The 18,931-nt window shown below is 28.5% G+C and carries 20 protein-coding genes, 1 tRNA gene and 1 pseudogene; 1 reads left to right on the forward strand and 21 read right to left on the reverse strand.

Going from position 1 to position 18,931, the window contains the following annotated elements:
* Positions 1 to 182: 182 nt before the first annotated feature.
* The 16 genes from L1S46_RS18780 to L1S46_RS18855 form a co-directional block, all read right to left on the reverse strand.
* On the reverse strand, positions 183 to 980 hold the full coding sequence (locus tag L1S46_RS18780) for a TIGR00266 family protein (protein ID WP_039772887.1): 798 nt from the start codon (positions 978 to 980) through the stop codon (positions 183 to 185).
* Positions 981 to 1,240: 260 nt separating this feature from the next.
* A complete protein-coding gene (locus L1S46_RS18785; protein ID WP_017208801.1) occupies positions 1,241 to 1,546 on the reverse strand; it encodes a spore coat protein in 306 nt (101 codons plus the stop codon).
* 29 nt (positions 1,547 to 1,575) lie between these two features.
* Complete coding sequence (locus L1S46_RS18790) at positions 1,576 to 1,794, reverse strand: spore coat protein (protein ID WP_023976369.1); 219 nt, start codon at positions 1,792 to 1,794, stop codon at positions 1,576 to 1,578.
* A 31-nt stretch (positions 1,795 to 1,825) separates the two neighbouring features.
* The gene (locus L1S46_RS18795) at positions 1,826 to 2,962 is read right to left on the reverse strand and encodes a zinc-dependent alcohol dehydrogenase (protein ID WP_023976370.1); all 1,137 of its coding nucleotides are present in this window, start codon (positions 2,960 to 2,962) and stop codon (positions 1,826 to 1,828) included.
* A gap of 19 nt (positions 2,963 to 2,981) precedes the next feature.
* Positions 2,982 to 3,344, reverse strand: a complete 363-nt coding sequence (locus tag L1S46_RS18800) for a spore coat protein (RefSeq protein WP_023976371.1) — start codon at positions 3,342 to 3,344, stop codon at positions 2,982 to 2,984.
* A 55-nt stretch (positions 3,345 to 3,399) separates the two neighbouring features.
* Positions 3,400 to 3,609 (reverse strand): hypothetical protein, encoded by a 210-nt coding sequence (locus tag L1S46_RS18805; protein ID WP_017208797.1) that lies wholly within the window; start codon positions 3,607 to 3,609, stop codon positions 3,400 to 3,402.
* Between the two features lie 257 nt (positions 3,610 to 3,866).
* Entirely contained in the window at positions 3,867 to 4,070 is a 204-nt protein-coding gene (locus L1S46_RS18810; protein ID WP_039772891.1) for a hypothetical protein, read from the reverse strand.
* A gap of 808 nt (positions 4,071 to 4,878) precedes the next feature.
* Positions 4,879 to 5,199 carry a carboxymuconolactone decarboxylase family protein gene (locus L1S46_RS18815; protein ID WP_039769022.1) on the reverse strand — a complete coding sequence of 107 codons (321 nt, stop codon included), beginning with the start codon at positions 5,197 to 5,199 and terminating at the stop codon, positions 4,879 to 4,881.
* A gap of 41 nt (positions 5,200 to 5,240) precedes the next feature.
* The gene (locus L1S46_RS18820) at positions 5,241 to 5,525 is read right to left on the reverse strand and encodes a nucleotide disphospho-sugar-binding domain-containing protein (protein ID WP_039769023.1); all 285 of its coding nucleotides are present in this window, start codon (positions 5,523 to 5,525) and stop codon (positions 5,241 to 5,243) included.
* Positions 5,526 to 5,548: 23 nt separating this feature from the next.
* Positions 5,549 to 6,073 carry a PadR family transcriptional regulator gene (locus L1S46_RS18825; protein ID WP_105412198.1) on the reverse strand — a complete coding sequence of 175 codons (525 nt, stop codon included), beginning with the start codon at positions 6,071 to 6,073 and terminating at the stop codon, positions 5,549 to 5,551.
* Between the two features lie 236 nt (positions 6,074 to 6,309).
* Positions 6,310 to 6,684: a nuclear transport factor 2 family protein gene (locus L1S46_RS18830; protein WP_087701479.1), complete on the reverse strand. Its 375-nt coding sequence runs from the start codon at positions 6,682 to 6,684 to the stop codon at positions 6,310 to 6,312.
* The gene (locus L1S46_RS18835) at positions 6,684 to 7,100 is read right to left on the reverse strand and encodes a hypothetical protein (RefSeq protein WP_011968826.1); all 417 of its coding nucleotides are present in this window, start codon (positions 7,098 to 7,100) and stop codon (positions 6,684 to 6,686) included. Before L1S46_RS18835 ends, L1S46_RS18830 begins: the two co-directional genes overlap by 1 nt.
* Before the next feature lie 14 nt (positions 7,101 to 7,114).
* Positions 7,115 to 7,447, reverse strand: a complete 333-nt coding sequence (locus tag L1S46_RS18840) for a TfoX/Sxy family protein (protein WP_011968825.1) — start codon at positions 7,445 to 7,447, stop codon at positions 7,115 to 7,117.
* 1,813 nt (positions 7,448 to 9,260) lie between these two features.
* Positions 9,261 to 9,542, reverse strand: a complete 282-nt coding sequence (locus L1S46_RS18845; protein WP_238900703.1) for a tyrosine-type recombinase/integrase — start codon at positions 9,540 to 9,542, stop codon at positions 9,261 to 9,263.
* 229 nt (positions 9,543 to 9,771) lie between these two features.
* Complete coding sequence (locus tag L1S46_RS18850; RefSeq protein ID WP_238900704.1) at positions 9,772 to 10,773, reverse strand: GGGtGRT protein; 1,002 nt, start codon at positions 10,771 to 10,773, stop codon at positions 9,772 to 9,774.
* A gap of 25 nt (positions 10,774 to 10,798) precedes the next feature.
* Complete coding sequence (locus L1S46_RS18855; RefSeq protein WP_011968823.1) at positions 10,799 to 11,491, reverse strand: nitrogen-fixing protein NifU; 693 nt, start codon at positions 11,489 to 11,491, stop codon at positions 10,799 to 10,801.
* A 371-nt stretch (positions 11,492 to 11,862) separates the two neighbouring features.
* Here L1S46_RS18855 and L1S46_RS18860 point away from each other — a divergent pair.
* Positions 11,863 to 11,949 (forward strand) — tRNA-Leu (locus L1S46_RS18860).
* A 31-nt stretch (positions 11,950 to 11,980) separates the two neighbouring features.
* Here L1S46_RS18860 and L1S46_RS26405 read toward each other — a convergent pair.
* From L1S46_RS26405 to L1S46_RS18880, 5 genes and pseudogenes are all read right to left on the reverse strand, one after another.
* On the reverse strand, positions 11,981 to 12,112 hold the full coding sequence (locus L1S46_RS26405; RefSeq protein ID WP_275299029.1) for a hypothetical protein: 132 nt from the start codon (positions 12,110 to 12,112) through the stop codon (positions 11,981 to 11,983).
* A gap of 791 nt (positions 12,113 to 12,903) precedes the next feature.
* Entirely contained in the window at positions 12,904 to 14,487 is a 1,584-nt protein-coding gene (locus L1S46_RS18865; RefSeq protein WP_238900705.1) for a DUF6119 family protein, read from the reverse strand.
* A 402-nt stretch (positions 14,488 to 14,889) separates the two neighbouring features.
* The gene (locus L1S46_RS18870; protein WP_238900706.1) at positions 14,890 to 16,710 is read right to left on the reverse strand and encodes an N-6 DNA methylase; all 1,821 of its coding nucleotides are present in this window, start codon (positions 16,708 to 16,710) and stop codon (positions 14,890 to 14,892) included.
* 241 nt (positions 16,711 to 16,951) lie between these two features.
* Positions 16,952 to 17,116, reverse strand: a pseudogene (locus L1S46_RS18875) (PC4/YdbC family ssDNA-binding protein); the annotation flags it as partial.
* 138 nt (positions 17,117 to 17,254) lie between these two features.
* Positions 17,255 to 18,844 carry a type I restriction-modification system subunit M gene (locus L1S46_RS18880; RefSeq protein WP_238900707.1) on the reverse strand — a complete coding sequence of 530 codons (1,590 nt, stop codon included), beginning with the start codon at positions 18,842 to 18,844 and terminating at the stop codon, positions 17,255 to 17,257.
* Positions 18,845 to 18,931 lie beyond the last annotated feature (87 nt).

Here is an 18,931-nt window from a genome sequence, read left to right on the forward strand (position 1 = left end):
ATAACTTATTATTATTTACCTAATTTATCCCTTCTTAATTATAATATATAAAGATATAGTTTTTAACCCTAATCGGTGACAAACTTCTAATTGTTTTAATAAAAAAATAACATAAGTTGTAAAATCATAAATAACTTATGTTACTCCCATCATATATATATCAGTATAAATCTATTTTCCTTCTAATTATCTCCATCTAAAATATTTCCAAGCATTCCAAGTACGCTGCCTTCTTCTCTATTTTTTCCGCCAGAAGTTGGAGCTGCTGCAAATACACGTTCCGCAAGCCTGCTAAATGGTAAGCTTTGAACCCATATCTTTCCCGGCCCTGTTACAGTTGCAAAGAATACTCCCTCCCCGCCAAAAAGTGTATTCTTAATTCCACCTATAAATTGTATATCATAATGCACATCTTTAGTCATAGCAACTAAACATCCAGTATCTATTTTTAATGTTTCTCCAGGCAATAAGTTTCTTTCAACTATTGCACCACACGCATGTATAAAAGCTAAGCCATCCCCTTCTAATTTTTCGAGTATGAACCCTTCACCTCCAAAAAAACCTACACTTAACTTTTTTCTAAAATCTATTCCTACAGATACACCTTTAGCAGCACATAAAAAAGCATCTTTTTGACATATTAGTTTTCCTCCTAATAAACTCAAGTCCATAGGAATTATTTTTCCTGGATAAGGTGCCGCAAAATAAACTTTTTCTTTTAATGTTCCCGAATTTGTAAATGCGGTCATAAACAAACTTTCTCCAGTTAGCACTCTTTTTCCTGCCGAAAAAATTTTATTCATAAAACTGTTGCCGCTTTGTTTTGATCCATCTCCAAATATAGTTTCCATTTGTATATTTGGATCCATCATCATCATTGCTCCAGCCTCTGCTATTACAGTTTCTGTAGGATCAAGTTCAATTTCTACATATTGTATATCGTCACCTTTTATCTTATAATCAATCTCATGCGAATACATCAGTTGTACTCCCCCTTATTGCTAAAATTTTAATTTTCTTAATCAACTTTTTATTGATTATTTATAATAAATTTATCATTCTGTAACATTTCTGTAACATAAATCTATTATAATAATATTTGTAAAGTAGTTAAAGCATTATTATTAACCCTAATTTAAAAATACTTATAAATAGTATTTTAGAATGGCTTATTCCCCTAAATAAGTCATTCTTTTTTTCTATCCTATTTTATTATATTGAGTCACACATGTTCTCTAAATCACTTTAAATTCTTTGTAAGCCCCAACGTTGTATCTGTTGTTTCCATATCTACCTTATACTGCTCGCCTAAATCATAAGCATTGTAATAACCTTTCTCCATCATGTAATTTGATATTTTTTCATGAGTTTGAATTGCATCTTGTAATTGCTTCTTTAATATAGCTCTAACTTCTAATGAAGTTGATTCTGTTATTGCAACAGCATAATTTTGTACTCCGCTCTTGGCCGAAATTAAAAAGTCAGTAGCTATAACTTGATCAGTCATTTTGCTCATTCCTGTAAGACTTTCTATTAATCCATTCATAATTCCGTCTCCTTTCTAAAATTAAGTATTTATTCTTCTGAAGATGCAATATTAGATTTTTCCATAAGACTTCTCAACTCTTCAATATGTTTTTCTGATACAGACACCTCTTGTTTCAATATTGATTTTAATTCTTCATCAGAAACCAATGGTGACATAGTAAGAGCTTTAGTTAAACATGTATTTTTGAATGTTAATATTTCATGCAACTGCATAGTTTCATTTGGTGCAATACTTTGATCATTCATTTTTTTACCCTCCTTAATAAATAAACTTTTCCTATGGTTTTAAAACAACTTTAATACATCCGTCAGTCTTTGTATCAAATACTTCATATCCATATGGCGCTTGATCAAGGGGCAATCTGTGAGTAATAATATCACTTGGGTCTACTTTTCCTTCAGCAAGTAGCTTGTAAAGTGTTGGCATATATGGAATAACTGGAGCTTGACCTGTTCTTATATTAATATTACGATTCATTATATCTCCAAAAGGAAATGCGTTATATCTTCCTCCATAAACTCCAGTAACTTGAATCATTCCACCTTTTCTCACTGCCTGAGTAGCTATAACAAATCCACCTAATGATCCACTTTGAAGTTTTAAACCTGATCCTAAAAACTCCATTGGTGTCATTTTTCCATCCATTCCAACACAGTCTATTACTACATCTGCTCCACCATGAGTGATTTCTCTTAGATATTCCCCTGTATTCTCATGTTGTTCGAAATTAACAGTTTCAACTTTATTATGTCTCCTTGCATGCTCTAACCTATAATCGATATAGTCAACTGCTATTACCCTCTCTGCACCGTGCATCCAGCAGAACTTTTGTGCTAATAGTCCTACAGGCCCACAACCTAACACAATAACAGTATTACCTTTCTTAACCCCAGCATTTTCTACACTCCAATAAGCAGTTCCCATTGCATCCGACATCAACAATAATTTTTCATCCTCTACTTCACAATCTTCTGGAATTTTGAAAGGAGTAAAATTAGCATAAGGCACTCTCATATACTCTGCCTGGCCTCCTGGATATCCTCCAAATGTATCTGAATATCCAAAAAATCCTCCATTTTCTCCATTGGGATTTGAATTATCGCACATACATGTTAAATCATGTTTACAATAAAAACACTCTCCACAACTTACATTAAAAGGCACTATTACTCTATCACCTTTTTTTAATTTCGTAACTTCTGGTCCTACCTCTTCAACAATCCCCATGGGTTCATGTCCTATGATATAATCTTGTGGTAAGTTTGGAACCATATCATGAATTAAGTGTAAATCAGAACCACATATCGCTGTACTTGTAAGCTTAACAATAATATCATCGGCTTTTTGAATTTTAGGATCTCTAACTTCTTTAACTTTTACATTCTTTATTCCTTGAAATGTTACAGCCTTCATTAAACAATTACCTCCTTTGTTATTTTTCTAGTGTTGCAAACATACCACTTCTACTTGTATCTCCGGGAAATAAATCTAAACTAGCAATTTGAGATATTGTTGTAGATGATTCAATATCCATTTGAAATTGCTTTTCTAGGTTTGTTGGATGGAACCAGCCTTTTTCTACCATAAGATTTGATATTTGTTCATGCATAAGAATTGCATCATTTAACTGATTCTTTAAAACAGTTCTCACTTCTGGAGTTGTCGCCTCAGTCAATGCAATCGCGCAATTTCTCACACCACTTTTTGCATTTAATAAAAAGCCTAGAGACATATTTGCATCCACAAGTTTAGGCATACCCTCTGCATTTCTTATTTCTAAATAATCATTAATCATAATTTTCCCTCCTTTGTTTTCTAGCATTTTTACAAACAATTTATATATAAAATTCTCATCTTATTTTAGGAGCTTTTTTCAATAAATTTTGTAAGTTACTTATTGCTGTTATAGATTGTTGTACATCCTTTTCTAATAATGCCTTTAGATCTTGATCGAAGACTACACCTTCCATCATTTTTGATGTAGTCATGCATATAGTTTTGAAGTTTAACATTTCATGAACTTGCATTGTCTCATTTGGTGCTAGATGTTGGTTTTCCATAAATTCACCTCCTTGACTTCCTTACTAATAAATGTATTCTTCCACACGCAGCTTTTAGTTATGCAATTAACTAAACAAAATAGATACAATCAATAAGAAAATGGATAAAGCTACTAACGCTAAATACCCCTATAGGATAAAATTTAATTTTCTATCCTATAGGGGTAAAATCATTCTCTTATATTATTTAAGTCCCTTTATTATATAAGTATAATTATTTATATGAAATTAATTAAAATACTTAACTCTATATTTTTTTACAACGAGCAATCAATTTTTATATATGTATTATCCACAATTTGATAATTTAATTTTGATTTTAAATTTTTAACTGCAGATAACTTCTCAATATAATCAATATCAGATAAAGTTACATCTTTTAATCCTGCGATAAATTCAACCTCAGAATTTCTCTTCAATTTATCATTTATAACTTTCTTAAGTTCATTGTTTATATTCATAAAATACCCACACTCCTCATCTACATAGTAATTATTTTCTATACATAATATAGGTATATCATAGCATATTTTGTTGAATTATTCAATTTATTCACTATTTTCCTTTTATTTAAATTGAGTACACTGGCACTTAATCTTCTCATAATTTTAGTAGAAATCTTTTTTTAATTGACATAATATTGCCACAATTATCCTTTATTATAATATTATAAACAATTTATATTAATTGTTCTCCTATTAAATAAATATACAACAAATCAGTATTCAGGATAACTTGATTCCCTTAAACAAGTTATCCTTTTTATTATTTATTAATATATTTAATTCATATAAGACTAATAACTCTAATAAAATTGTATAACACTTTAATCTCATGACAAATTTTGTAACTTTTTATATCAAAGTCACTCTATATTCATATAGTAAGTTAAATATTTGACAATCATATAATTCAATATCAAAAAAAGGCTTAAGTATTAACTACTTAGCCTTTTTTGGTGATTACCATCTCTCACAAACTATATTTTTATACCCTATTTTTATACCCACTTATATTCTACCATATTCCAACATAATTTCACGTATTTTCGTACTACATTTTCATCTATATATTGATGTTTTATAACAAAATGCATCAATATATCTGTAATTTCATGTCGTTTAAAATCATTATTAATCTAAATTTACATAAAATATTCGTTAAAAAATTATCTAGTTACCTGTAATATTTTATAAATATTATTATTTTAATATAATATTATTTTATTCTATAAAAATAATACTTGAAACTAAAATAAATTCTCCATATTTATTCACTATCATACGCATTAATTGCTATTGGTAATGATTGAATTACTATATTACCTACGGCTGGTAATCCGATTAAAACAGCACTTATTATTTCTTCCCTTGTTGCTCCAAGAGATTTTGCATGTTTAACATGGAAAGGCAGACCACCTTCAAGTCTTGAAGACGCTAAAACTGCAATATATGCAAGTTCCTCTGTTTTCGAATCAAGTTTACTCACTGAATCTAATTTTTGAACTGTCTCCATCCATATCTCCTGATACTCTGGTGCCTCTTTCATAAAAGTTTTAAACGCATTACTAACTGATGACATATCACTCATCCTCTTATCCTCCAATCATTTTTGTTAATTTAACTTATTAATTATATAATCCCATATAGCAAGTGCTGAATTTTTCTTACCATCTGAGGATTCCAACAAGTTTTTAATGTATTTATATTTTCTTTATATGAGGTGTCTTTAATTATATTTCTTATAGCCAATTGTATTTTTGGTGCATTCCATCTGTTAATTGGTATTCGTATTCCAGCACCTTTCATTACTACATTATCAAGATTTATCTGCTGTTCTGGCTGCATTGCAAATCCAACAATAGGAGTACCACTTGCAATAGCAGTTTGGACTGTTCCTTGCCCACCATATAGCACCCCTCCACTATAATCAGCTTTGTCTAAAAATTTTCATTAATAAAGTTTTCAATCCAAGAAATCTCAGTATCTATAAATGCTATTGGTCTTTCAAACAATGCTTTTATATGTGGCCTCTCCTTTGCTGTAGGATGCTGATCATATCTTTTATTTAAGAATTCTTTTCTATCTTTCAAATTTTCTTTATGGTTAATTAAAGCTTTTTTAAATTCTTCCTTGGTCACTAAATAAGAAAATAATAAGCCTATATCAAATTCACTAGGGTCATTCTTATATTCGCTTATCATTTTTATAATCTGATTCCTAATAATCACTTTGGTTTCTTCTTTTATGAAATATACTTTTCTCTTAGGCGAACCATATTCTTTTTCATATCTGGAACCAATATAGCCTTTCTTTTCAAGTTTATTCAAAGAATTATAAATTGACGAAAATCCAATATCCGTCCACCCTCTCATATTTCTTTGTTCTATTACAGTTTCAAATTCGTATCCATAATAATCTTTATCATATAAAAGTGATAAAAGTATCACCTCAATTTGTGTCATATTCATTCCACCCACCTATTCTATTGTTAGAATAGCATTTTAGGAAGAATGTGTCAATAACTTATAAAAAATAATTTAAATAAAGATTAATTTCAATAATTCTAGTAATTAATCTTCATTTAAATTAGTATATTCATTTATCTACTCTATAATTGCATACAACTCTATTTTTAAGCTGCCCTTCAGAACTTTTCATAGCTTCTCCTTATATGTAACTTATCAATATAAACCATAATTTAATTACTATAAGGATAATAATGTGGAATTTTAGATTGGAATTCTTTTAAGCTTACGATATAATTATCACCATTAAATTCAATAAGCGATACTCCATCAAATTCTTCAATTTCTCCATCATATCTACATTTAAAATACCACTCAACCACTGATATATTCCCCTGATGAATAAACTGCTTTATATCCCAAACCAATACTTTTCCACGTTTATTCCATTCTTTAAACCATGTTGTAACTGTGTCTATTCCATGATATTCAGGACCATAACATTCGCTATAACTTACATTTGAATCAAAAATATCTTTTAATACTGAACAATTATTATCTAACCAAGATTTAAAATATTTCTTAATTATTTGTTCTCTAATATTCATTACTCACCCAGCTTCTTTCTTAAATCTGAAATATAAGTATTTTGTATTTTCCCTAAATCCATAAAAAAATATGAAAGAATCCTGATAAAAGGATTTTTAATAAAGACATTCTCTTTAAATACTATTTTAGTTCCACCATTTTCTTTTTCTGAAAAACTACCTTTCCAAAATCCAGTAAACATTTTATTTTCCATATTAAAAGCATACTCACTATATTCATCCTTTTTGGATATAATAAACTTTGTAGCATTCCCGTTATGAGTGTATTCAATAAATTCTTTACCATTATTATAAATTTCAATTTTTTTAATATCACTACGCCAACTATAGTCATTATTATTTGTTACTATATTCCAAACCGATTTTATATTAGAATTAAATTCTGCTGTTATTTCTGCTACTCTCGCCCTTTTCAAACTCCTCACCCCTATTATTTTTTCCCTTTTATTTTCTTTTTAACTTTTTGCATTGGCAATTCTTCATAGGTTGCTGATACAACTTCAGTTAAATAGTCTCTATCATCTAAAGATTCAATTAAAAAGGAAGGTTTTGCTCCTTCATAAGCAGGGGCTTCTATAACTTCACATAATAAATTTCTGCCTCCTTTTGTTATCTTTAAAAAGAATTGATTATCACATATTAATCCTATTATTTTTTGATTACAGTAGATTCCGTAATCTCCAAACATTTTTCTATACGTTATTCTTCCTGCACCACTTATCTGTTCGCATACATATTCTACAAACTCTATATTCGAAGCCATTTTCTTTCCTCCCGTTAAGCTCATTTTATAACATCTCTATTGCTTATATCACAACCATTTATAAATATACCTTTTATGTATAATTTTAGCATAAATAATAATTCAAAAGATAGCTATTATTTAAAAACCATTTTTAAATTTCACCTCTAACCCGCATGTTTCCTATAAATATTTATATATGTATATATTTTTCTTTGTATCTATGTTTCTAGGTAAATATATTTCTATGAATAAATTTACCTAGGAACATATAAACATATTTGTATTATTTGATTTTTCTTTATAAAATGTTTATATTAAGTTTATTAACTTGACATAATACTGTCACAAATACCACTTATAATAAAGACATAAGGTTGATAAAACTTTTTTTCATATATATTTACCCCTATTAAATATATATAACACAGTATTCAGGATAATTTGTTGCACCCTAGCAGATTATCCTTTTTATTTTTTATTATAGAATTTATATATTGACACAATTTACAATTTTATCCTATAATATTATTGTAAAGTGACTAGAACATATTATAAAACTCCTATCAAAGATGACTTATCCCCCTAAAGTAAGTCATCTTTTTTTGTAGTGTATTATTAATTTATTCACATTAATTTAATAAGTAATAAAGAATTATTTAATATTTGTATTTTATAATAGTAATTGTAAAATAATTAAAGCATTATTATTTTACCCCCGTATTGGTAAATGTATTTTACCTTTATAAGTTCAACCTGCTCCCCTAAGCAGGTTGTTTTTTTCTTCAATTGTTTACCAAGCCTTAAATTTATTTAAGAAATTGTTTATATTTAATTAACATATTTAACATAATTTTGTAATGACTATTTGCTATAATAATAATGTAAGATAATTTCTTATTAAATATTTGTCCTTCTACTTATTAAAAAAATATAATAATCTTTTAAAGGATAACTTGGCTAATAAAACAAGTTATCCTTTTCCATTTAAATAAATTATATAAATCTATTTAATTTATATTTTTATCCTGTAATATTATCGTAAAAAATTATCATTATTTGTAATACGATTTTCTTTGATTAGTTTCCTCTTATGTTATAAAATGTAAAAGTCGGGTTAAATCAAATTAAATAAAAAGAGGTATTATTGTGAACAATTTTAAATTATTTCAATTAAAATATAGAATATTCCTAAGAAAATCTATTTTAAATAAGTTGTTAAGTTTTTTCTCCCCAAGTAATAAATTTATGATTATACTATCACAAAATTTGGACAAACATATTGTTGCATATTATAAAAATAAGGAAATTCATGAAGTACATAATTCAAAACAACTTTATTCAGTTTCGAAGTCTTTCTAAAGGACTTGTAATTTACTGAATACTTTTAAAGTTAAGCTTGACTTCATACCTAAGTAACTATACGCTTTTTATCTGAGTTAGACGCAATTCTCCAGCAACTCAAAAAAATACTGAAGAAATTACAATATCGCTCTTTAGAGCCTCGACGTGTATACGAATCACGTACCGTTGCAAACATAATTTACATAGAAAACTCTATGTATAGTCTTTTTATATGCGTCAACTCCCTACTACATATCATATCTTTCAATATTTTGACTACCTCCGATTAAGTTACCCTAAACCGCTCTAATGCCATATCCTTATGAAGGACTTAGGCTATAACATGGTAATAATCTATCTATTTTTTTAGTTTTTTAAAGTTTTAATAATCTTTTTTAATCTTTCAATTCATATATGTCTAATGTAATTATTCTTTCATTAAATCCATTAGTTGTTTTATTATGATTAATGTTTACTTGCATATCAACACCTACTTTCTTAACTTAATATTTTTCCCTTTAGAATTTTCCAACTTAATAGATTCCAAAGGATTTTGTGCAATATTTTCGTAATTCAAATCTTCTGTTAACATCTCAATGTAGCGCTTTAAAATCTCTAAATGTCCCAATAGATGTTGTAATCGAACTATATTAACACCTTTTAATACTGATTTTTTTGCCCACCAGTGCCTAAAGGCGTGAATTGATGTACGTTCTATTCCCTTGCTTTTGTTGTAGTCTTCTATAGCTCTTGTAAGTCCTCTCTCTTTCATTTTTCACCTTGAACTGTTGAGAATAAATAAGTACAATCTACTGGCAAATATTCAATATATTTTCTATTCATTTTTATCATAAAAAAATAGCACCCCTTCCTAAAGTCGTGGGTACTAAAATCATGTATAAAAAAATACCCACACCCATTAATAATTAAATTAATATAGTGTGAGTATTTATATTAGCTAATTAATTCACTCTTAAACCAGTAAAACCTTGATTTTCAGACTATTTAGCTAAAGCTTCTTGAACAGCAACAGCTACAGCAACAGTCATACCAACCATTGGGTTGTTACCTGCTCCGATTAATCCCATCATTTCAACGTGAGCTGGAACTGATGAAGATCCTGCGAATTGTGCATCTGAGTGCATTCTTCCCATAGTATCAGTCATACCATAAGAAGCTGGACCTGCAGCCATGTTATCTGGGTGAAGAGTTCTTCCTGTACCACCACCTGATGCTACTGAGAAGTATTTCTTACCTTGTTCGATACATTCTTTCTTGTATGTTCCTGCAACTGGATGTTGGAATCTTGTTGGGTTAGTTGAGTTACCAGTGATTGATACGTCAACTCCTTCTTTATGCATGATTGCAACACCTTCTCTAACGTCGTCAGCACCGTAACATCTTACTTTTGCTCTTTCTCCGTTTGAGTATGCTTTTTCTTTAACTACTTTAACTTCTCCAGTGTAGTAGTCAAATTGAGTTTGAACGTATGTGAAACCATTGATTCTTGAAATGATGAATGCAGCATCTTTTCCAAGACCGTTTAAGATAACTCTTAATGGTTCTTTTCTTACTCTGTTAGCTTTTTCAGCTATTTTAATAGCACCTTCAGCAGCAGCAAAGCTTTCATGTCCTGCTAAGAATGCGAAACATTTAGTTTCTTCTCTTAAAAGCATAGCTCCTAAGTTTCCGTGTCCTAAACCAACTTTTCTATCATCAGCAACTGATCCTGGGATACAGAATGCTTGTAGTCCTTCTCCGATTGCTTCAGCAGCATCAGCAGCCTTAGTACAACCTTTCTTTATTGCTATAGCAGCACCTAAAACGTATGCCCATCCAGCGTTTTCAAATGCGATTGGTTGAGTTTCTCTAACAATTGTATATGGATCCACTCCAATTTCAGCACAAACTGCCTTTGCATCTTCTAGAGTTTTCATTCCGTACTTTTCTAGTACTGGAGTGATTTGGTTAATTCTTCTTTCATAACTTTCAAATAATGCCATTTTAATAATCCTCCTTTACAAATAATTATTTATGTCTTGGGTCTAATAATTCAGCAGCGTCAGCAACTCTACCGTATTGACCTTTAGCTTTTTCTAATGCTTCGTTAGCATCCATACCTTTAGCAATGCTTTCCATCATTTTTCCTAAGTTAACAAACTTATATCCGATGATTTCTTTATCTTCGTCTACAGCAACTTCAGTAACATAACCTTCAGCCATTTCTAAGTATCTTGGTCCTTTAGCTAAAGTTCCGTACATAGTACCAACTTGAGATCTTAAACCTTTTCCTAAATCTTCAAGTCCTGCTCCGATAGGTAGTCCACCTTCTGAGAATGCAGTTTGAGTTCTTCCATAAACGATTTGTAAGAATAATTCTCTCATAGCTGTGTTTATAGCGTCACAAACTAAGTCTGTGTTTAATGCTTCTAATATAGTCTTTCCTGGTAATATTTCTGAAGCCATAGCAGCTGAATGAGTCATTCCTGAACATCCAATTGTTTCAACTAACGCTTCTTGGATTATACCATCCTTAACGTTTAATGTTAATTTACAAGCTCCTTGTTGTGGTGCACACCAACCTATTCCGTGAGTTAATCCTGATATATCAGTTACTTCTTTAGATTGAACCCATCTTCCTTCTACAGGAATTGGCGCTGATCCGTGATTAGGACCTTTAGCAAGTACACACATTTCTTCAACTTCTTTTGAATACATCATATATTTTTGCTCCTCCCTAATTAATAGATAATTACAAATTATTAAATCTTATTTCTAAGTTTAAAATTGTAGTTGGGCATAAAATAACCCAGTGGGGCACTTTTCCCTATTCCTATTCTAGCAAATGATTTGATTCCCCACAACCTTTATTTAAAAATTTATGCACATTTATCTACTTTTATTTGAAAATCCGAACTACAAATGAATAAAAATCTTATATTAACTTTAATTAGATAAAATATTGTCTAATACTTTCATTATGTATTTCTACATGGATATTATAAATTAATTTTCCAAAAATAAAAATAAATTAAAAATACCTATTGAAATATTCTTTAAGACATGGTAGAATAATTTTTGTCAGTTTACATGCCGCTGTGATGGAATTGGCAGACGTGGTGGACTCAAAATCCTCTGGTAGTGATATCGTGCCGGTTCGAATCCGGCCAGCGGCACCATTTGTTTTGGTGGATTGCTGTATTACTTGGCTTAGATGCCTTGTAGTACAGCTTTTTTTATGCGTTTCTCACTTCTTTTCCCATTTCTGCACCAAATCCTACATTTACCAGTAATTAATCCTCTAAACCCTGTAATCATGCTATTCATAGCGTTTTGTAACATTCTAGTTATAAATAAATCCATCTTATCTTAATATTTTCCTTTTGGACATTAAATAATATTAGCTATAATTGCAATTATATCTTACATTAATTGTTAAGATATATTGATGATAACTTTATTAACAAATTTCTTATGACATAAAATTAAATATTTTTTAATTACTATTTGCATAAAATTTATTATTATTTCTGATAAAAATAATAGCTGAAGAAAACTATTAAGCTAAAAAACATTTTTCAAATCTTTTAGGCTGTTGATTTTATTCTAATGTTCTAGATAAACCTTAAGCCGAGTTCCGCATTCCAGTTTTAGTATATTTACCAGTGATAGGAAAAATGTCAGAAATTTTTATTATACTATCAGTGCTTATTAACGAAATTTCTATTTACATTATGTATCTTAAGTTGAAAAGTTGAAGTAATAATTTTCTTCTACTTTCCACACCTACTTATTTTTAATAATATGTTTCCACATGCTTTGCGTGTTGAATAATTTTATAAAATCATAATTTAGAGTATTTCATCATATCTATTACTCATTGAAAATAAATCGAACCTCAGATTACAAATATCTTCCCTTTACATATTGTAATTTAAAATAATATTGCATATCTTATTGATAGTCGGAAGATGGGTGGAAATTTTAATTCTTCCGATCATTCCTTAAGTTAAGTAATATCAATACTTAAAAGAATAATTTACAAATACAATTTTTCTCTATTTGTATCTAGATAATAAGTTAGTTAGCTTAACCTTTGCATTGAAGATCTTATGACAACTTAAAAGTTGTTTCTATTCTTTAAAATTGATTAATAATTTCGGAGCGAAATTGTTTTCTTTAACACAATGATACCACTCCATAATTTTCATTTTAAAAATTATGGACTTTATACTATTAAGGTTAATACTATTATTTTTAATTATAGTTTTAGAGTCAAATATAAATAATAATCCTATACTTTTAATTTCTCTATTGAATAACTTTCCATTAACCTCTTCCCTTTTATTTGGATCCTTTAACACTTTCACACTAAGTGTAGATTGATCAATTGCATAAATCAATTTACCATTTTCACCTATTTTAACATGATATAAAGTATTATCTTTATATAAATCTCCTAATTCAACATCAACATTTCCATATTTAATAAAATTTCTATCATAACATTCAAACCCGTAATCGCACATATAATACTTATTATACACAAATTCATTATAATCCGTTTTTTCTTTACATATCCTTTTTAATTCTTCTATTTTATCCACCTTAAAATTATACTCACTGTTACTTTCTATTTCACTACTTATCCTATTTAAATTTTCTTCAAGATATTCAATATAAGATTCATTGAACTCTGACCATTTTCCATTTACTATGCAATAATATTTTCCATTCTTTTCAATTGTATAATCTATTACTTCTTTTAAATTTCTACTATATATATTATTAGTTTCAGATTCAAAGCTAATTCTAATATCATTAAACTTCTTACTATCAATATTATTTTTTATAATATAATCTTTTACTATATCCACATTTAAAGTATCTACTTTTTCTCTTTTACTACTATTTTTCACATATAGTTTATAGCTGATATTGTCTTCTGTAATTAAATTGGTCCCAACTAATCCCAAAAACTCAAACCTTACATTTAAATCTCTATTTTTTATATCATTATACAATTCTTCATCTAATACATTTATAAGATCTTTATCTATTTTATCGCTCAAGACTTTTACTCTAGGAACTTTAAATTTAGGTGGTTGGATTAAATGCAATTCTATCTCCTTTATAAAATTTATCAATTCACTAACTTCAATATCTATCTGAAAACTTGCAGAATATCCAAACTTAACGTTCTTCCCGAACTTATCTGTATCAATAGGTTTTGCTTGTACATAAAATGTTGCTTCCCCCTCATCGAATTCTAAATTAATATTATTATTATAAACTACTATTTCCTTACTTTTATTTATATTGAAGTATTTCGATACTTTAGAATGAACACCACTTGAATCTACAAGTCTTTCAGCTAAATCTAACCCAAAATTATAATCACAGTACTTCTGCAAATAAAAGTACGAATTGCCGTAACTTACAGCATAAATATAATTATCATTTTTAATTATAATAACTCCATACAAATTACTTCTACTATAATCTGCCGAATCTAATTCTTTAAATATGCTTTTATATTGTTCTACCCACCATATACTCCCTTCATTATCCTTTTGTAAAAAATACAACTCTAACTTATGACCATCAATCTCTGTTTCCCCTATAATTTCTAGCTTCTTTTCAGTTAATTCTTTAATTAATGATACTTCATTTTCTTTTTTAATTTTATATATATTATATTTTCTTTTTCTACTCATTTCTTATACCCCTCTTTAACTTTTTTATTTTGCTGCCACACACTCTTTACTACTCTCTAGGTAATTTAACTCAAATAATTTCGAAATTAATTTGTATATTCATCTTGCTATACAAATTAAACCTAAAAATTATTAAAACAATGGCTTCTAATTTCAATCAAATATTTTACTATTGGACATTTTATATTTTTTATTCTTCTCCTTTTAACACAATGAGATTATTAGCCATAAAATATTGAAATCTGTAAAAAAACTATGATAATATTATATTGCTTATGATTGGCTTTACTAATCAGCTCTTATAGATGCTACCAACATCTATAAGAGTATTTTTCATTATGTTTTTATTATTTAATATAGATTTGCTATAAAGTACTAGTGCAAAACACTCTTACTTATATATTAAAATTTTAAGATATTCTTGAAATTTTCTCTGTTTTCTTCAAATCTAACTTTTGCATTCTCTATAGTCCTTTCATATTGAATCTTATTATCTTTTATTTTTTCTCCAATTTCATTCATTAAATTAACATCCAATTCAGGTATTTCTAGTTTTTCTAATTTAGAAGGATTTAATATTTTGACAGTTGTTCCTGTCTGAATTCCCTCCAGCATCTTACTTCCTACTTCACTTTGTAAAAATTCATACAATACATATGGATTATATTTTTCTCTATTAACACGTATTATAGCTAAGTTTCCACTAATAAATGACTGTTTATAATCATCATCTACGATAGCAAATTTTATTGATGAGCCTTTAGCTGTTATAATTATGTCATTTGGTTTTATATCATATTTACCTATCCAATCAAATCTTTTACTTGTAATCTTTGAAGTTTCATCATAATTTATTTTTCCATCTTCAAGATCCTTTATATTTAGAAGATAATGTGTAGATGCTTTTGATAATACTTTCAAATCATCCTTAGATATTTGAACTCCTCTTGTAATTTGTGCTACGTCTCCTAAGATAACCGAATTATCAAAAGTGTTTTTTAACACATCAAAATCCAAATACTCCATAGAATTTAAAGTATAGTTATATTCTCTTATCTTTTCTAAAGTAACAAATTGACTAAAGTGAGATTCCTCAATTCCTTCTTTATATGTTGATATTATTTTCTCTAATCCTTCATCTGTTATAGTTAACTGATTTCTAGTTAATCTAATATAATACGCACTAGCATTTATAAATAAAATTTTATTCTTTCTACTCACACATTTATTTTTATTAAATATAATTAATTCAGTTCCAATTCCTGTTTCCTCGTATAAATTTGCTGGCAATGTAATAATTGCTTCAATTAAATCATCCTCTATAACATTTCTTCTTATATCCCTATCAATGCTTCTAACTAGAGTTCCTTTTGTACCTACAGCTATTCCTAATCCCGTATCTTTTAAATGATATAAAATATTTTGATAAAATGCCCAATCTGCATTTGATTTATTGGGTACTCCATATTTAAATCTCGGATCATTATAAGCTGATTCGCTATTCCAAATCATTGATTGGGGGATGTCAGAAAAAATAAGATCAAACTTATAATTATTATCAGTTGTTGATAAAGTATCCTTATTTATTATTTCAAAATTATCAATTTCATTAATAACCATTAATAATTTTGCAACTATACATGCATTAGTATTTATTTCCTCTGCATAGTAAAAAGTTCCCTTATCTGCTCCATTAGCATTTAATTTATCAAACACATCTATTGCAATTTGTGATATTCCTGAACAATACTCAGCGAACTCTATTTTACTCTTAAAGTCATTTATTCCTAAAGTAAGCTTGATTATTGACTTAGGTGTTTTAAACTTATATGAACTAAGTGCTACCTGGTTAATAAAATTTCTTATTTCATCTACTGAATTAAACTCAATGCTGTCTATAATATTAATTACATGCCTCACTTTATTTTCAATTAATCTATCTTCTGACGCTGAAATTCCATCCAGCAATCCACTTAAAGCTCCATTAGATTCAAAGTATTTCCGTTCAATATCACTTAAAGCACTTCTTACGGCTTCTATAATATTGTTTTGGTCTAATGCTCCTTTCAAACTAATATTTTCTTCAGTATGTTTTTTACTTATCCATTTAATCACACATCCTCCCAGCATAATATTAAAGGTTTGTTCTTGCGGTAGACTACTTTGTAGTTCAGATTTACAATGTAATATAACCGCTTCATTTTTATTTTGTATATTTTCCACGAGTCCTCCTCCTAGGTATTTGCATACCTAATTATTTTATTATAAAAAAAATTATTTAATATAATGGCCTCATTTCTGAGAACAATTTTATTTTACTACCTCTGTTTATGTATGTCAATACATAAGCCTAATATATTTATATATAATTTATTTTAAAACAGACTCTATAAATTTACCTATTAAAATATTTTTACCAAAACAAAACACTAGATGCTTATTTTACATCTAGTGCTTTATAATATTATAGTTCTATGTTATTAAATATTTCTTTAAGCTTATTGAATTCCTCTACAGGTAAAGTAATTTCTTTAATGATTTTCTTATGCTCTTCATCCCAATCTCTTAAATCATATTTAGGCTCTTTATCATTCCAAGAAATTAGGTTTAGTTATTTAGTTTATCCTTTTTATTTTTGTAACCTTCTTTGCTTCCAAAACTCATGAAATAATTTGCACTAAACTTACTTATCCATCTCTTACTAATTTAGTGTAACAATCTTTTATACAAGGAAGATGACTGCCCCATCTTCCCTATATAAAATAATTTAAATTCTAACCCCTAATATCTTCAATTGTTCATTAATCTCAGCTTCAAGCTCAGCAATTTCCTTATTATCTTGTTCTAACAGCTTGTTTATTTCTTCTAAATCAATTGGTTCTTCTTCCTCAAAAGTATCAACATAACGTGGTATGTTTAAATTAAAATCATTCTCTCTAATTTCTTCAATAGATGCCAAATGAGCATACTTTTCAACGTCTTTACGTTCTTTATATGTTTTTATGATTTTATCAATATCTTCATCTCTTAAATTATTTTGATTTTTATTCTTTTCAAAATCATTACTTGCATCAATAAATAATATATCTTTATTTTCACGATTCCTCTTTAGTACTAGAATTACTGTTGGAATACTTGTTCCATAAAATAAATTTGCTGGTAATCCAATTATTGTATCAAGAAAATTTTTACCAATTAAAGTTTCTCTTATTTTTCCTTCTGCTGCACCTCTAAATAAAACTCCATGAGGCAGCACAATAGCCATTGTTCCAGTCTTATTTAAATGATATATACTATGCAATATAAAAGCGTAATCTGCCTTTGAAGCTGGTGCTAACTTCCCATATTCACCAAAACGCGGGTCTTTTAATTTAGTTTCATCATTATCCCATTTTGCCGAATATGGTGGATTGGCAACTACTGCATCAAAGCTACGTGGATGATCAATACCTTTTGCATCTGGACCATCTGGCCAATCACTTTCTAATGTATCAGCATTATTTAATACCATATTGTTATAAGATATACCATGCATCATTAAATTCATACGTGCCAAGTTATATGTAGTTGTATTCAATTCTTGCCCAAAGTACTTCATAGGAGTGCCTTTTGGCAATTCTTGACCTACAGTAAGTAATAAAGAACCTGATCCCATTGTTGGGTCATATACACTAAATAATTCATCACATTTTTCTACACCTTCTGTTACTACTTTAGCTAAAATCTTACTTACTTGATGTGGTGTATAGAATTCTCCACCTTTTTTACCAGCACTAGCCGCAAATTGACCAATTAGGTATTCATATATTTCGCCTAAAATGTCTTTTCCATCATTACCTTTATATTCAATACTATCAACTAACTTTACTATGTTATTAAGTGATTTAGCACGTTCATTTGTAGAATTCCCCAGACGAGAATCTCCTAAATTAATATCATTAAATACTCCACGGAAATCTTTTACTGCTTCTTTATTTAATTCTGCATTTTTATTAAAGTTATCAAAAATAGTTTGGTAGTCACTAGGAATAACTTGTGAATTATTAATTTTATCAATCAATGACTGCCATGTATCCTTTGGAGCAATTGCATATCCTAAACTTGCTGAAATATCTTGCAGGTAATCTTCTAACTCAGACTCATCTACTTGTGAATTATAGGCTTCATTAATAGACTCCCCCTCTATAACATCAATAACATTATTCTTTAACAAGTACTCCTCTTGATGCTCTGATAAATATCTATAAAACATAAATGCCAATATATAATTTTTGTACTCTGATGCATCCATAGTTCCTCGTAATTCATTTGCCATTGCCCATAATTTATTTGTAATTGATTGTATATTATTACTCATGATTTTTATTTCCTCTCTTTTATTAATTTGCTTTAGATAAAGTGAAAATTAGCTTCAGAGGGAGTTTTAATCTTCCACTGAAGGTTA

Source organism: Clostridium sp. YIM B02500, assembly GCF_022324665.1.
Classification (GTDB): domain Bacteria; phylum Bacillota; class Clostridia; order Clostridiales; family Clostridiaceae; genus Clostridium; species Clostridium beijerinckii.

Bases quoted from the DNA above. Each gene is read 5' to 3' on its own strand.
- L1S46_RS18780 (WP_039772887.1), bottom strand. From the start codon at position 980: ATGTATTCGCATGAGATTGATTATAAGATAAAAGGTGACGATATACAA.
- L1S46_RS18785 (WP_017208801.1), bottom strand. From the start codon at position 1,546: ATGAATGGATTAATAGAAAGTCTTACAGGAATGAGCAAAATGACTGAT.
- L1S46_RS18790 (WP_023976369.1), bottom strand. From the start codon at position 1,794: ATGAATGATCAAAGTATTGCACCAAATGAAACTATGCAGTTGCATGAA.
- L1S46_RS18795 (WP_023976370.1), bottom strand. From the start codon at position 2,962: ATGAAGGCTGTAACATTTCAAGGAATAAAGAATGTAAAAGTTAAAGAA.
- L1S46_RS18800 (WP_023976371.1), bottom strand. From the start codon at position 3,344: ATGATTAATGATTATTTAGAAATAAGAAATGCAGAGGGTATGCCTAAA.
- L1S46_RS18805 (WP_017208797.1), bottom strand. From the start codon at position 3,609: ATGGAAAACCAACATCTAGCACCAAATGAGACAATGCAAGTTCATGAA.
- L1S46_RS18810 (WP_039772891.1), bottom strand. From the start codon at position 4,070: ATGAATATAAACAATGAACTTAAGAAAGTTATAAATGATAAATTGAAG.
- L1S46_RS18815 (WP_039769022.1), bottom strand. From the start codon at position 5,199: ATGAGTGATATGTCATCAGTTAGTAATGCGTTTAAAACTTTTATGAAA.
- L1S46_RS18825 (WP_105412198.1), bottom strand. From the start codon at position 6,073: ATGACACAAATTGAGGTGATACTTTTATCACTTTTATATGATAAAGAT.
- L1S46_RS18830 (WP_087701479.1), bottom strand. From the start codon at position 6,684: ATGAATATTAGAGAACAAATAATTAAGAAATATTTTAAATCTTGGTTA.
- L1S46_RS18840 (WP_011968825.1), bottom strand. From the start codon at position 7,447: ATGGCTTCGAATATAGAGTTTGTAGAATATGTATGCGAACAGATAAGT.
- L1S46_RS18845 (WP_238900703.1), bottom strand. From the start codon at position 9,542: ATGAAAGAGAGAGGACTTACAAGAGCTATAGAAGACTACAACAAAAGC.
- L1S46_RS18850 (WP_238900704.1), bottom strand. From the start codon at position 10,773: ATGGCATTATTTGAAAGTTATGAAAGAAGAATTAACCAAATCACTCCA.
- L1S46_RS18855 (WP_011968823.1), bottom strand. From the start codon at position 11,491: ATGATGTATTCAAAAGAAGTTGAAGAAATGTGTGTACTTGCTAAAGGT.
- L1S46_RS26405 (WP_275299029.1), bottom strand. From the start codon at position 12,112: ATGTTACAAAACGCTATGAATAGCATGATTACAGGGTTTAGAGGATTA.
- L1S46_RS18865 (WP_238900705.1), bottom strand. From the start codon at position 14,487: ATGAGTAGAAAAAGAAAATATAATATATATAAAATTAAAAAAGAAAAT.
- L1S46_RS18880 (WP_238900707.1), bottom strand. From the start codon at position 18,844: ATGAGTAATAATATACAATCAATTACAAATAAATTATGGGCAATGGCA.